A 13,540-nucleotide genomic window follows, 5' to 3' on the forward strand; every position below is an offset into this window, starting at 1 on the left:
GGGGGTTCCAGGGGGTCGTCCCCCTGGGCCAACACAGCCCGGTAACGGGGGTTCCAGGGGGTCGCCCCCCAGGGCTAGAAAGGCGGCTGGGAGGGCGCTGATCACGTCGTCGGCCGTTATCGGGGATTCGGCGCCTGGGGCGGGGGCCGCGGCGAGGCGGGCGGCCAGGCCGTGGAGGTAGGCGCCGGCGGCGGCCGCGTCCATGGCGGGCAGGCCGCCGGCGAGGAGGGCGCCGATGAGGCCGGAGAGGACGTCGCCCGTCCCGGCGGTGGCGAGGCGCGGCGTGCCGGTCGGGTTGACGCGGACGGGACGGTCCTGCTCGGCGATCAGCGTGGTCGAGCCCTTGAGCAGGACGGTCGCGGACAGTTCGGCGGCGGCGCGGCGGACGTGTTCGAGCCGGGCGGCCTCGATGGCGTCGCGGTCGCCGCCGATGAGGCGGGCCAGCTCGCCCGCGTGGGGCGTGAGGACGGTCGGGGCCGCGCGGGCGAGGAGGTCGCGGCGGCGGGCCAGGACGGTGAGGCCGTCGGCGTCCACGAGGGCGGGCAGGTCGGTGGCGAGGACGGCCGCCAGCAGCGACTCGGCGGCGTCGCCGGTGCCGAGGCCGGGGCCGACGACCCAGGCCTGGACGCGTCCGACGCGTTCGAGGACCTTCGGCTCGTGCGGGCCGGGGTCGATGACCGTGGTGACGGCCTCGGGCCAGCGCTGCCGGACGAGCTCGACCGGCCGGGCGACGGAGGCGAAGCGGACCATCCCGGCGCCACCGCGCAGCGCGCCGCCCGCGCTGAGGACGGCCGCGCCGGTGAACGCGTCGCCGCCGGCGAGGACGCCGACGACGCCGCGCCGGTACTTGTCGGACTCGGGTCCCGGCTCGGGCGGCCGGACGTCCGCCGGGCGGGCGGCGACGACGTCCGGGTCGGGCAGGTCGGGGCCGAGGCCGATGTCGACCAGTTCGACCACGCCGCAGTGGGACGCGCCCGGATCGATCAGCAGGCCGGGCTTGTGCGTCCCGAAGGTGACGGTGACGTCGGCGTGGACGGCGGCTCCCGCCACCTGGCCGGTGCTCGCGTCGACGCCGCTCGGGACGTCGCAGGCCACGACGAGGCCGCCGGACTCGGCGGCGAGCGCGGCGTAGCGGGCGTGGGGGTCGCGGAGGGCGCCCGTCCCGCCGATGCCGGTCAGGCCGTCGACGATCAGGTCGGCGGCGGCGATGGCGACGGCGGCCTCGTCCTCGCCGAGCAGGCGGCCCCCGGCGGCGCGCAGGGACGCCAGCCCCCGCTCGTGGATCTTGGAACCGGCCTGGACGACCCGGACGCGGGCACCGCGCCGGGCGAGCCTGGCGCCGGCGTAGAGGGCGTCGCCGCCATTGTCGCCGCCGCCGACGAGGAGGACGACGCGCGACCCGTACACGGCGGGCAGGACGCGGGCGCACACCGAGGCCAGTCCGGCGGCGGCGCGCTGCATCAGGGCGCCGTCCGGGAGCCGGGCCATCAGGGCCCGCTCGGCGGCCCTGACCTTGCCGACCTCGTGCGCGTACCTCATCCGCGGCTCCCCACGTAGATCACATGCCTAGAGTGCCACGCGAAGGCTTTACACAACCCGGCCCTCGGGGCATTTGTAGGTTGCGCTGCAAGTTTCAGTGTCATGTGCGCCTAAGAATGATCGGCCGTAGAATCTTCATCATCCGGTCCGACGTATTCGCGCCGCCGCGCACCGGTGCGGCGGAATGCGCCCCGATCAGTCCGCAGCGACTGGAGAGGCCCGAGCAATGAGCACTTCCCGAGGTCCCTCCGTCCGGCAGCGGCGGCTGGCCGCGGAACTCCGCCGGCTCCGCGAGCGGCAGGGCCTCACCGGGGACGGCGTCGCCGAACGGCTGGCCTGGTCCACCGCCAAGGTCAGCCGGATCGAGAACGCGCGGACCGGGGCGAAGATCGACGATGTGCTGCGGCTCCTCGACCTGTACGAGATCGACGGCCCCCGCCGCGACGACCTCCTCTCGCTGGCGCACGACGCCGCGCGGCGCGGATGGTGGGAGGAATACCGCGACCTGCCGAGCCCGCTGGCCGACTTCATCGCCCTGGAGTCCGAGGCCACGGCCATGCGCGAATGGGGCAGCACGGTCTTCCCCGGACTGCTGCAGACCGAGAGCTACGCGCGGAATGTGATCGGCGGCTGGAGCGACCTCGCCACCCTGCCCCCGCAGGAACTGGAACGCCGGCTTGACGTGCGAATGCGCCGCCGGGAGGTGCTGTACCGGACGCGCCCGCTGGAACTGTCCGCGGTTCTCGACGAGGCGGTTCTGCAGCGCCGGATCGGAGACCAGAAGGTCATGCGGGAGCAGCTGGAACATCTGTGCCGGATGACCGAGCTTCCGAACGTGACCGTGCAGATCCTGCCTTTGAACACGGCACACTCGGTGTTGGCCGAGTCGTTTATCCTGCTGCAATTCTCACCGGTGCACGACATCGTTTTCCCTGATATCGTGCACACCGAATCCCTGACGATCAGCCACTTTGCGGATGAGGCTGTCACATATATGTACGGGCTGGCCTATTCAAGTCTGTCCGGCCAGGCCTTGGACACCACCGAATCACGGCGACGCATCGTTGCGGCCAGAGACGCCTGGTGAGGGGTCCGCAAAGCGGCTCAATCCTTGTGAAAGGCACCGAGTGTCCCGTTTCGCCACTCCTGCTCCGCAATGGAGGAGAAGCGCCCACTGCGGGGCGAGCAACACATGCGTCGAAGTCGCCTCATTGGTCGGTTCGTCCCATTCCATTGGGGCGCGCGACGCCAAGCACGGCACGCAGAGCCCGGTCCTGTCGTTCTCCCAGGGAGAGTGGCGGGAGTTCGTCGAACGAGCCAGGAAGGGCGAATTCGATTTGGGTCGATGACGTGCGGTTGAGCCCCGTCCGGCGCCTCACGAGGGCGCGGTAGGGGAGCGCAGCGAGCGAGCCGGGTCCGCACGGGGCTCGGCTCGTGGCCGCCACACCGGAAACTCTGCTCCTTCCTCAGCACTCTGGCCGCACAAGCACCGTCCTGACCGTGTGTGATCAGCAGTTTTTTGCGATCTTGTTACCTTGTGCTTGGCACCGGCAGCGCGGCCGCGGGCAAATGCAACTTTCGAGGCAGGAGCCGGAATGAGTTTCCAAGGATCACCGCCCGCCCGATGGAGGAGGAGCGCCCGATGCGGCGCCAGCAACGGGTGCGTCGAGGTCGCACGGCTCGACGACGAGGCGATATCCGTACGGGACACCGAGGACACCGCGACACGCCTCGCGTTCGGCCTCGGCGAATGGCGCGAGTTCGTCCGGGGCGTACGGGACGGCCGTTTCGACGGCCGCTGAAACCATCCCTGCAAATTTCACGCGACTGAGATTCTCAGAGTGCCGGAGAATTACGTCCAACGGTGTGCGCATTCCTCTTTTCACGCCACGCGAACGCCGCGTGGCACGCGGTAAAGGGGGGTTCGCAACCGGGACGTCGTAATGCCGACCGCACCGGCGGCGAGCGCCAGGTCGAAGAGCAGTCCGTACGGCCAGACGGCCTTCTCGTCGTCGTCGTTCCCGCCGTATCCGCCGGTGCCGCCGGGCCGGGCCGCGTCGTAGACCACGTTGGCCTCGTCCCCCTGGCGGATGTCGCGCACCTCGCGGCTGAGACCGCCGAGCGGGTCGTTCGACGGCGCCCGCTCGTACACGTGGCCGTTGACGACGTACCGGCGCTCGGGCAACCGCGGCGCCGCGTCGGCGAGGACGACCACGGGGTTGGGCGCCAGCAGCCACCAGACCCGCTCGGTGTGCTCGATCGACCTGCGATGGGAGCCGTACTCGGAGTCCACCCACCGGTGCTCCGCGGTGATCGGCACCGCGATCATGTAGAGCAGCGGCGTGCCCACCAGCAGCCCGAACACCGTCATGTACGACATCAGCACCGAGGTGACGCTGCGCGCGAGCACCGCCGACCACGCCTGCGACACCGCGCAGACCACGCCGATCAGCAGGCCGATGACCAGCAGGACGACCACGGCGTGGCCGGCGCCGACCGCGCCCTCGGCCACCGGCCACAGCACGCACGGGAGCGTGAGGACCAGCGTGAGCAGCCCGGTCCCCCAGGCCGCGGCGAGCTTGCCGAGCGCGATGTCGGCGGCCGTGAGCCGTGTGACCTGGAGCGTGGCGAGCGTCCCGCGCTCCCGGTCCCCGTTGATCGACTGGCCGCTCAGCGCCGGGGTGACCAGCAGCGTCAGCACGAGCACCCCGAACAGCACGCTGCCGAACATCGACACGCCAGGCTCGCCGAAGGTGGACGTGTCGTCGATCTCCAGCGCCAGCCGCAGCAGCAGCCCGAGCCCGTTCACGATCACGAACCAGACGGCGAGCAGCGCCTTCCAGCGGCCCGTCCGCAGCCGGGTTCTGATCTCCTGCCTGGCCACCAGGCCGATCCCGTGCGCGGTCATGGCCGTCACCTCCGGTTCTCGGTCATCGCCAGGTACGCCGATTCGAGCGCGCTGCCCGCGGGCGCGAGGCCGGAGACCGGCACGTCGGCGGCGACCAGCTCGGCGAGCAGCGCCGCCGCCTCCGCCTCGGTGAACGGGCCGACCTCCGCGCCGCCCGGCAGGTCGGCGGTGGGTTCCAGGCCCGTCCGCCCGTCGAGGACGCGCGGGAGGGCCGCGGTCAGCAGCCCGGCGTCGAGCGACCGGATCCGCCATCGGACGCGGGCCTCCACGCCGGTGAGGTCGGCCATCGCGTGGTCGCCGGCCGTCCGCCCGTGGTCGACCAGGACGACCCGGTCGGCGATCTCCTCAAGCTCGCTGAGGATGTGGCTCGACACCAGCACCGCGGCGCCGTCCGCCGCCAGCGACCGCAGCAGGTCGCGCAGCTCGATCCGGGAGCGCGGGTCGAGGCCGGACGCGGGCTCGTCCAGCAGCAGGACGCGCGGGCGGTGCACCAGCGCGCGGGCCATCCCGAGCCGCTGCTTCTGCCCGCGCGACAGCGCGTGGACGGGCTGCCCGAGCTTGTCCTCCAGATGGACGAGGCTCAGCAGCGCCCGCACCCGGTGCGGTCGCTCCTCCTTCGGCAGCCCGTAGGCGTCGGCGAAGAAACCCAGGTACTCGTCCACCGTGAGCTGGTCGTAGACGCCGAACGTGTCGGGCATCCAGCCGAGCGCGTCGCGGACCTCGGCCGGACGGCGGCGCACGTCGTGCCCGGCGATCCGGACCTCGCCCGCGTCGGGCGCGAGCAGCGTCGCGAGGATGAGCAGCAGCGTCGTCTTGCCCGCGCCGTTCGGCCCGACCAGCGCCGTGACCTGCCCGTACGGGACGGCGATGTCGAGCCCGTCGAGGGCCTGCACCGCGCCGAAGCGGCGCGTGACGCCGCGCGCCTCGATCCCGTACTCGCCGTGATCCCCGTGGTCGCCGGGGTGAGCGCGGTCGACGAGGTCGCCGTCCCCGCGGTCGCCGTGTCCTGTCACCCGTCGTCCTCCCGACACCGGCCGGTCCCGATCTTCTGGGACGCGACCCGGCGGCGGAAAGTTCCGGGCAATCCGCGCGATTCGCCCGCTACTCCACCGTGACGGACTTGGCGAGGTTGCGCGGCTGGTCGACGTCGTGGCCCTTCGCCGTCGCCAGCTCGCACGCGAACACCTGCAGCGGGACGGTCGTGACCAGCGGCTGCAGCAGCGTCGGGACGGCCGGGACGCCGATCAGCGTGTCCGCGTACGGCACCACCGACTCGTCGCCCTCCTCGGCGATCACGAGCGTCCTGGCGCCCCTGGCCCGGATCTCCTGGATGTTCGAGACGATCTTGTCGTGCAGGACGTCCCGCGCCCGCGGCGGCACGACCACCACGACCGGCAGGCCCTTCTCGATCAGCGCGATCGGGCCGTGCTTCAGCTCCCCGGCGGCGAAGCCCTCCGCGTGCATGTACGCGAGTTCCTTGAGCTTCAGCGCGCCCTCAAGCGCGACCGGGAATCCGACGTGACGGCCGAGGAACAGCACGCACCGCTCCCCCGCCAGCGACCTGGCCAGCTCCCGGACCGGCTCCATCGTCTCCAGGACCTTCGCGACCTTCTCCGGCATCCGCTCAAGCAGCTGCACCATGGCGAACACCTCGTCGCCCCACTTGGTGCCGCGCACCTGCGCGAGGTAGAGGGCGATGAGGTAGACGGCGACGAGCTGCGTCAGGAACGCCTTCGTCGACGCCACCGCGATCTCCGGCCCCGCGTGCGTGTAGAGGACGCCGTCGCACTCGCGCGGCAGCGTCGAGCCGTTGACGTTGCAGATGCCGAGCAGCTTCGCCTTCTGCTCGCGGGCGTGCCGGACGGCCATCAGCGCGTCCATCGTCTCGCCCGACTGGGAGATCGCGATGACCAGCGTCGCCGGGGACAGGATCGGGTCCCGGTAGCGGAACTCGCTGGCCAGCTCCACCTCGCACGGCAGCCCCGCCCAGTGCTCGATCGCGTACTTGGCGATCAGCCCGGCGTGGTAGGACGTCCCGCACGCCACGATGATGATCTTGTCGACCTCGCGGAGCTCGCGGTCGGGGATGCGCATCTCGTCCAGGCGGAGGCGGCCGTCCGTGCCGATCCGGCCGAGGAGCGTGTCGGCGACCGCCCGCGGCTGCTCGGCGATCTCCTTGAGCATGAAGTAGTCGTAACCGCCTTTTTCCGCGGCGGACACGTCCCAGTCGACGTGGTACTCCTGCACCTCGGCGGGACGCCCCTCGAAGTCGGTGACCTGCACCCCGCCGGCGCGCAGCTCGACGATCTGGTCCTGGCCGAGCTCGATCGCGTCGCGGGTGTGCGCGATGAACGCGGCGACGTCGCTGGCGAGGAAGTTCTCCCCGTCCCCGACCCCGACGACCAGCGGCGAGTTCCGGCGCGCGCCGACCACCAGGTCCGGGTCGCCGGTGTGCATCGCGACCAGCGTGAACGCGCCGTCCAGCCGGCGGCAGACGCGGCGCATCGCGTCGGCGAGGCCGCCGCCCGCCTTCAGCTCGTCCTCCAGCAGGTGCGCGACCGCCTCGGTGTCGGTGTCGGAGCCGAGCTTGTGCCCGGCGTCCTCCAGCTCCGCCCGCAGCCCGGCGAAGTTCTCGATGATCCCGTTGTGGATCACCGCGACGGAGCCGGTGCAGTCGACGTGCGGGTGCGCGTTCCGGTCGTTCGGCGGGCCGTGCGTCGCCCACCGCGTGTGCCCCATCCCGAGCGTCCCGGCGGGCGGGGGCTCCTCGTCCAGGGCGCCCCGCAGGTTCACGAGCTTGCCCGCGCGCTTCGCCGTCGCCAGCTTCCCGTCGGCCAGCACGGCCACCCCGGCCGAGTCGTAGCCGCGGTACTCCAGCCGCGCCAGGCCCTCCACCACCACGTCGAGCGCCGGCCGGCCTCCTACGTACCCCACGATTCCGCACATGGCGGCAACTCTATTCGGTGCCCCGACCAGGGCCTACCGCAAGTGGCGTAGACGGGTGGCGCTCACGTGGACGGCCGGTGAAAACGCCGTGACCGGCCAGGCCTCCCGGTTACTGTTCAGCCATGACGACCGGATGGGACAGCGTGCCGAGCCCCTACGTGCAACTCTCCCGGGACGCCTGGCGCGGGCTGCGCGAGAACACGCCGCTGCCCCTGACCCCCGGCGAGCTGGACGCCCTGCGCGGCCTCAAGGACCCGATCGACATCACCGAGGTCGAAGAGGTGTACCTGCCGCTGTCCCGGCTGCTGAACCTGTTCTTCCTCTCGGACGGACGGCTCCGCGACACCGTCAGCGGCTTCCTCGGCGGCGAGGTGCAGCCCACCCCGTTCATCATCGGCGTCGCGGGCAGCGTCGCCGTCGGCAAGTCCACGACGTCCCGGCTGCTGCGCACGCTGCTCGCCCGCTGGCCCGAGCACCCGAGCGTCGAGCTGGTCACCACCGACAGCTTCCTTCACCCGAACGCCGTCCTGTCCGAGCGCGGGATCATGGACCGCAAGGGCTTTCCCGAGTCGTACGACCGCCGCGCGCTCGTCCGGTTCGTCTCGTCCGTCAAGTCGGGCGCGGCGGAGGCGTCGATCCCGGTGTACTCGCACCTGGAGTACGACATCGTCCCGGACGCGGTGCAGACCGTCCGGCGGCCCGACATCCTGATCGTCGAGGGGCTGAACGTCCTCCAGGCGCCGCCGGCGGGCGCGCTCGGCGTGTCCGACTTCTTCGACTTCTCCATCTACGTCGACGCCCGCGTCGAGGACATCCGGCAGTGGTACATCGACCGCCTGTTCGCACTGCGCCGCACCGCGTTCACCGACCCGCGCTCCTACTTCCACAAGTACGCGAAGGAGCTGGACGAGGACGAGACCGCCGCGTTCGCCCAGCGCGTCTGGCGGGACGTCAACGAGATCAACCTCGTCTCCAACATCCTCCCGACCCGCGCCCGCGCCACCCTCGTCCTCCACAAGAACCGCAACCACGCCGTCCAACGCGTAAGGCTCCGCCGGATCTAGCGTCGGTCACCAGGGGCCGGTTATGGCGAAGGTCATGCCGGGGTCGTAGACGTTGACGAACATCGTGCGGTTGTCGGGGGAGAACGTGACGCCTGCGAACTCGCCCCATTCGGGCTTGTCGTCGGTGCCGATGTTCTGCCTGTTCCGGGCCATCGGGTAGATCTTGCGCCGGCGGGTCACGCCGAAGACGTGCTGGGCGCCGGCGCCGTCCTCGCAGACCATCAGGCCGCCCTGCGGGGCCAGGCAGATGTTGTCCGGCGAGTCGCCAGGGGTTTGGACGTCGGTGTCCGGGCCGAACACGATCACCAGGGTGAGGCGGCGGCGGGACGGCTCGTAGGACCACACCTGGCCGAAGTGGTCGGCGCGCGACCCCTCAGCCTTACGGGCGTAGCTCGACACGAAGTAGACGCGGTCGCCGCCCCAGTAGCAGCCCTCCAGCTTCTGCGCGTGCGTGATGCCGCGGGACCCGAAGTCCTGGAACCGGATCGGCGTCTCCTTGGCGAGCGGATCGGGGACCTTCGCCCACTCGACGTGGTCGAACACCGTGCCGGGCTTGCGCACGACCGACAGGTCGGGGACGTCGGGGACGCGGAGCGCCTCCAGGCGTCCGCCGGCGCGCAGGCTTCCGCGTCCGCCCTTCGGCTTGTCCGGGAGGAAGCGGTAGAACAGGCCGAACGGCTTCTCGAAGGCGTCCTCGGTCTCGTACACGACGCCGTCGCGCGGGTCGACGGCGACCGCCTCGTGCTGGAAGCGTCCCATCGCGGTCAGCGGCTCCGGGACGGTCCCGTCCCGCCGGTACGGGTCGACCTCGAAGATGAACCCGTGGTCCTTGGTGTAGCCGCCGGTGCCCGCCTTGTCCTCGGTCTCCTCGCAGGTCAGCCAGGTGCGCCAGGGGGTGGGGCCGCCCGCGCAGTTCACCGCCGTCCCGGCGATGGCGACGCGTTCGGCGCGGAGGCGTCCGGCTGGGTCGACCTCCAGCGCCGTGCAGCCGCCGAAGCCCCCGGGATCGTAGGTGACGCCCTTGACCGGCGGCACCCGGTGCTCGGCGTCCGGCCGGTTCTCGTGGTTGCGGACGAGCCAGGTCCGGCCGTTGGATCCGGGGAACGTCGACATGCCGTCGCAGTGGCTCGGCACCGGCCCCTCGCCCGAACGCAGCGGCTCGCCCTCGCGGGACAGGATCGTGTAGCGGAAGCCGCGCGGCAGGTCCAGCACGCCTTCCGGGTCGGGCAGCAGCGGCCCGTACCCGTCGCCGCCGCCGGTCGGCGCGGCGGCCGCGTCCCCGGCGAACAGCTGATCGACGGCTCCGCCGAAGGCGATCCCGGCCCCCGCGGCGCCCGTCGCGGCCAGGAGCCTGCGGCGCGAGACCGGCTCCGAGACTGACATCGCACACCCTCCGTGCTGGACGATCGAACCCTCCAGCCCGTTGTAACACGTCCGTCCCGGGCGGGTTCGCTCCGTCACGCGTGGCGGCGCGGCGCCCCGTGCTCAGTCGGCGCTGGCGACCGGGAGCGAGCGGAGGCGGAAGGTCGCCAGGAACGTCGCCAGAAGCGTGACCACCGCCAGCAGCACGATCGCCAGCGTCACGTTGACGGACGACTCGACCGGCGACGCGGTGGTGAGCGCGTCCGTGACCGACAGCGACCACTGCTGGATCGACGCCGACTTGGCGCCCGGCGCGAAGCTGCCGAGCAGCGACTCCCAGACCAGCGCGTACAGCAGGCCGATCGTGGCGGCGTTGCGGCTGGCGACCCCGAGCGCGACGAACACCGCGCTGTAGGTGACGCCGCCGACCAGGACGCCGACGGTGAACGCGGGCGTCACCCCCGCCGTGGTGCCGATCAGCACGAGGCCCGCGAGCAGCGTCGGGACGACCGCGAACACCGTCACCAGGATGATCGCGACGACCAGCTTGGTCAGCACGATCACCTCGCGCGGGATCGGCTTCGTCAGCACGTACATGATCTGGCCGTCGTCGATCTCCGGGCCGATCACGCCGGTGCCGGCGATCAGCGCGAGCAGCGGCAGCAGGGTCGCGAGGCCGAACTGCTGCAGGACGTCCGAGGAGACGTCCAGGTCGTTGTTGCCGGTCGCGCGCAGGATGACCGCCAGGACGAGCAGGATCAGCGGCAGTCCCAGCAGGAGCAGCGCACGCTTCCGGCCGAGCATCGACCGGAACGTGATCATCGCGATCGTGGAGTTCATCGGGCCACCAGGTAGGAGAAGACACTTTCCAGGGACTCGTCGGACGGGGAGACCTCCCACAGCCGCACGTCGGCGTCGCGGGAGACCTGCGGCAGCAGCCACGTGAAGCGCTGGAAGTCGACCGCCTCGATCTGCAGGCCCTTCTCGGTGAGCTGGACGCTGCGGGCCGAGCCGTCCGCGATGAGCGCGGCGGCGAGCCGCCGGTCGTCGGACGAGCGGACGAGGAAGATGTGCGGCCGGTCGGTCATCAGCCGCCGGATCTTGCGGAAGTCGCCGGACGCGGCGTGCCGCCCCGCGACGATCACCTCGATGTGGGTGGCGAGCCGCTCGACCTCCTCCAGGATGTGCGAGGAGAACAGGATCGTGCGGCCCTCGTCGGCCATCCGGCGGATGAGGTCCATGAGCTGGAGCCGCTGCCGCGGGTCCATGCCGTTGAACGGCTCGTCCAGCAGCAGGACGGGCGGGTCGTGGACCAGCGCGGACGCCATCTTGATCCGCTGCTTCATGCCCTTGGAGTAGTTGCCGATCTGCCGGTCGGCGGCGTAGTCCATCTCGACCAGGCCGATGGCGCGGCGCGCGGCGGCGTTCGCGTCGGGCAGCTTGTGCAGCTTCGCCATCGCGACGATGAACTGCTCGCCGGTGAGGAAGTCGTACGCCGCCTCACGCTCCGGGACGAGGCCGAGGTGGCGGTAGACGTCCGGGTTCTGCCACAGCGGCGTCCCGTCCAGCGTGACGGACCCGGACGACGCCGCCAGGAACCCGCCCATCATGTGGATGAGCGTCGACTTCCCGGCGCCGTTCGGCCCGAGCAGCCCGGTGACGCCGGGCCCGACCTTCATCGACACGCCGTTGACGGCGACGACGTTGCCGTACCACCGCGACACCTTGTCGAGGATCAACTCGCTCATGCTGTGCTCCCTCGTGGGGGGACGACCCCCCACACCCCCCGGATCGCTCCGCTCATGACAAGCCCGCCTTCCGGAAACGGCGGTACAGGACCGCGATCGAGCCGAGGACGATGACGGCGCACAGCGCCAGCGCGACCAGGCCGCCGGTGACGCCGGGCGCGATGCCGGGCGACGACGACTCCGCGCCGAGCAGCCTGACCTGGACGATGTCGACCAGGTTGAACGGTGCGAGCAGCCCCATCCAGCCCTGGAGGGTGAAGTTCGTGTTCGCCTCGGCGATCCCCTGGACGGCCGCCGCCACGGCGGTCGGGACCATGTAGGCCGCGATGACCGCGGCGACGCCGAAGCCGCGCCGCGGGGTGAACGCCGCGATCACCATCCCGATCGCGCCGAGGACGAGCGCGTACAGCACGCAGCCGACGAGGCCGCCGAGGTAGTCGAGGAGCTGCTGGTCCGAGTCGGGCGCCTTGCTGACCAGGCCGCCGACGTACAGGACGGTGACGGGCACCGCCATCAGCGTGAACAGCGCGGTGACCATCGCCGCGCCCTTGGCGAGGACGAAGTCGAGATGCCCGACCGGCCGGGAGAAGTACAGCGGGATGACGTGGAACCGCACCTCCCGCGACGCCAGCACCGGCGCCTGCGTCGCCAGGAAGATCGCCACGATGACCTGCATCAGGTTCGCGTAGGACGCGTACGGGATCAGCGCGTCCTCCTCGTTGGTGAACGCGAACGCGGCGACGGACCCGGCGGCCGGCAGCAGCATCAGGGCCGCCAGGATGAACGGCATGATCTTCGCCCGCGCGGGACGGCCGAGCCCGAACGCGGCGCGCAGGTTGTGGACGTACAGGGACCGCAGCACGTAGGAGCGCCCGTTGCGGCGCCCGTCGTAGTGCCGGTACCCGATGTCGTGGATGGTGCTCGTGCTCATCGGGTCACCTCCTGCGGGACGGTTCCGGCCGCGTGCGCTCCGGGCGGGCCGTCCGGGCCGGGCGGGCCGTCCGGCGCGGGCCCGGTCTGGAAGACCTCCTCGATGTGGTGGCGGCGCTGCTCCATCCGGATCAGCCGCAGCCCGAGGTCGGCGACGCCGTCGCGGATCAGGTCGTAGGTCGTCTCGCCGGCGATGTCGACGATGAGGAAACGGCCCTCCGGGTGGACGGCGGCGCCCTGGTCGTGCAGGCGCTGCCCGAGCTGGTCGCGTCCCTCGTCCACCTCGACGGTGAGGACGCCGCTCGCGGCCGTGTACGCCTCGACGGCCTGGGACCGCAGCAGCTTCCCGCCGTCGATGATGACGACGTGGTCGCACACCCGCTCCAGCTCGCCGAGCAGGTGCGACGTGACGAGGACGCTGATCCCGAACTCGGCGCCGATCCGGCGGATGAGGTCGAGCATCTCGTCGCGCCCGGCCGGGTCGAGGCCGTTGGTGGGCTCGTCCAGGAAGATGAGCTTCGGGTCGTGGACGAGGGCCTGCGCGAGCTTCACCCGCTGGCGCATCCCGGTGGAGTAGCCGCCGATGGGGCGGTAGCGCTCCTCGTACAGGCCGACGTGCCGGAGCGTGTCGGCGGCGCGTTCGCGGGCCGCGGTCGGCGGCAGCCCGCACATTCTGGCCATGTGGACGACGAACTCGGTCGCGGACACGTCCGGCGGGAGGCACTCGTACTCGGGCATGAACCCGACGCTCTCGCGGATCCGCAGGCCGTCGCGGGCGATGTCGAGGCCCAGCACGGTCGCGGTCCCCGCGGACGGGGGCAGCAGCCCGAGCAGGATCTTGATGAGCGTCGACTTGCCGGCGCCGTTGGCGCCGACCAGCCCGACGACGCCCGGCTCGACGGCCATGGAGAGGTCGTCCAGGGCGGTCACCCGGGGGAACCTCATCGTCAGGCCCTGGGTGGCGATGATCGGCATGTTCCCGAACCTAGTGGCTGGCGCGGCGCGTCACGTCAGCCTAAAGAGCGATGTGCGTCAGCCTTTCG

Annotated in this window: 13 protein-coding genes; 4 read left to right on the forward strand and 9 right to left on the reverse strand. The window is 71.5% G+C overall.

The genetic code is table 11. The annotated features are described in order from the left end of the window. On the reverse strand, positions 1-1,539 hold a 1,539-nt coding region (locus tag ACH34T_RS25905), incomplete at its 3' end, for an NAD(P)H-hydrate dehydratase (protein WP_396023521.1). 184 nt (positions 1,540-1,723) lie between these two features. Here ACH34T_RS25905 and ACH34T_RS25910 point away from each other — a divergent pair. The 3 genes from ACH34T_RS25910 to ACH34T_RS25920 all read left to right on the forward strand — a co-directional run bounded on the left by ACH34T_RS25910 (position 1,724) and on the right by ACH34T_RS25920 (position 3,341). Further along, positions 1,724-2,626 (forward strand): helix-turn-helix domain-containing protein, encoded by a 903-nt coding sequence (locus ACH34T_RS25910; RefSeq protein ID WP_396023522.1) that lies wholly within the window; start codon positions 1,724-1,726, stop codon positions 2,624-2,626. After that, positions 2,517-2,888, forward strand: a complete 372-nt coding sequence (locus ACH34T_RS25915) for a DUF397 domain-containing protein (protein WP_396023523.1) — start codon at positions 2,517-2,519, stop codon at positions 2,886-2,888. Before ACH34T_RS25910 ends, ACH34T_RS25915 begins: the two co-directional genes overlap by 110 nt. Before the next feature lie 246 nt (positions 2,889-3,134). Next, positions 3,135-3,341: a DUF397 domain-containing protein gene (locus ACH34T_RS25920; RefSeq protein WP_396023524.1), complete on the forward strand. Its 207-nt coding sequence runs from the start codon at positions 3,135-3,137 to the stop codon at positions 3,339-3,341. An 80-nt stretch (positions 3,342-3,421) separates the two neighbouring features. Here the strand turns inward: ACH34T_RS25920 and ACH34T_RS25925 are convergent, their stop codons facing one another. The 3 genes from ACH34T_RS25925 to glmS form a co-directional block, all read right to left on the reverse strand. Next, positions 3,422-4,447, reverse strand: a complete 1,026-nt coding sequence (locus tag ACH34T_RS25925) for an ABC transporter permease (RefSeq protein ID WP_396023525.1) — start codon at positions 4,445-4,447, stop codon at positions 3,422-3,424. Positions 4,448-4,452: 5 nt separating this feature from the next. After that, positions 4,453-5,460, reverse strand: coding sequence for an ABC transporter ATP-binding protein (locus ACH34T_RS25930; protein WP_396023526.1), 1,008 nt, complete (start codon positions 5,458-5,460; stop codon positions 4,453-4,455). A gap of 88 nt (positions 5,461-5,548) precedes the next feature. Next, entirely contained in the window at positions 5,549-7,393 is a 1,845-nt protein-coding gene (gene glmS, locus ACH34T_RS25935) for a glutamine--fructose-6-phosphate transaminase (isomerizing) (RefSeq protein ID WP_396023527.1), read from the reverse strand. Positions 7,394-7,515: 122 nt separating this feature from the next. On the opposite strand from glmS, the gene coaA reads away from it, so the two are divergent. After that, positions 7,516-8,457 carry a type I pantothenate kinase gene (coaA, locus tag ACH34T_RS25940; protein WP_396023528.1) on the forward strand — a complete coding sequence of 314 codons (942 nt, stop codon included), beginning with the start codon at positions 7,516-7,518 and terminating at the stop codon, positions 8,455-8,457. 6 nt (positions 8,458-8,463) lie between these two features. Here coaA and ACH34T_RS25945 read toward each other — a convergent pair whose 3' ends face one another. The 5 genes from ACH34T_RS25945 to ACH34T_RS25965 all read right to left on the reverse strand — a co-directional run bounded on the left by ACH34T_RS25945 (position 8,464) and on the right by ACH34T_RS25965 (position 13,472). Beyond that, a complete protein-coding gene (locus tag ACH34T_RS25945; RefSeq protein WP_396023529.1) occupies positions 8,464-9,840 on the reverse strand; it encodes an alkaline phosphatase PhoX in 1,377 nt (458 codons plus the stop codon). Between the two features lie 102 nt (positions 9,841-9,942). Beyond that, complete coding sequence (locus ACH34T_RS25950) at positions 9,943-10,659, reverse strand: ABC transporter permease (RefSeq protein ID WP_396023530.1); 717 nt, start codon at positions 10,657-10,659, stop codon at positions 9,943-9,945. After that, complete coding sequence (locus ACH34T_RS25955; protein ID WP_396023531.1) at positions 10,656-11,567, reverse strand: ABC transporter ATP-binding protein; 912 nt, start codon at positions 11,565-11,567, stop codon at positions 10,656-10,658. Before ACH34T_RS25955 ends, ACH34T_RS25950 begins: the two co-directional genes overlap by 4 nt. Positions 11,568-11,619: 52 nt before the next feature. Further along, on the reverse strand, positions 11,620-12,498 hold the full coding sequence (locus tag ACH34T_RS25960) for an ABC transporter permease (RefSeq protein WP_396023532.1): 879 nt from the start codon (positions 12,496-12,498) through the stop codon (positions 11,620-11,622). Next, positions 12,495-13,472 (reverse strand): ABC transporter ATP-binding protein, encoded by a 978-nt coding sequence (locus ACH34T_RS25965; RefSeq protein ID WP_396023533.1) that lies wholly within the window; start codon positions 13,470-13,472, stop codon positions 12,495-12,497. Before ACH34T_RS25965 ends, ACH34T_RS25960 begins: the two co-directional genes overlap by 4 nt. Positions 13,473-13,540: the final 68 nt, after the last annotated feature.

The sequence above is a fragment of the Actinomadura sp. 9N215 genome (assembly GCF_044326345.1).
In the GTDB taxonomy this organism is placed as follows: Bacteria; Actinomycetota; Actinomycetes; order Streptosporangiales; family Streptosporangiaceae; genus Spirillospora.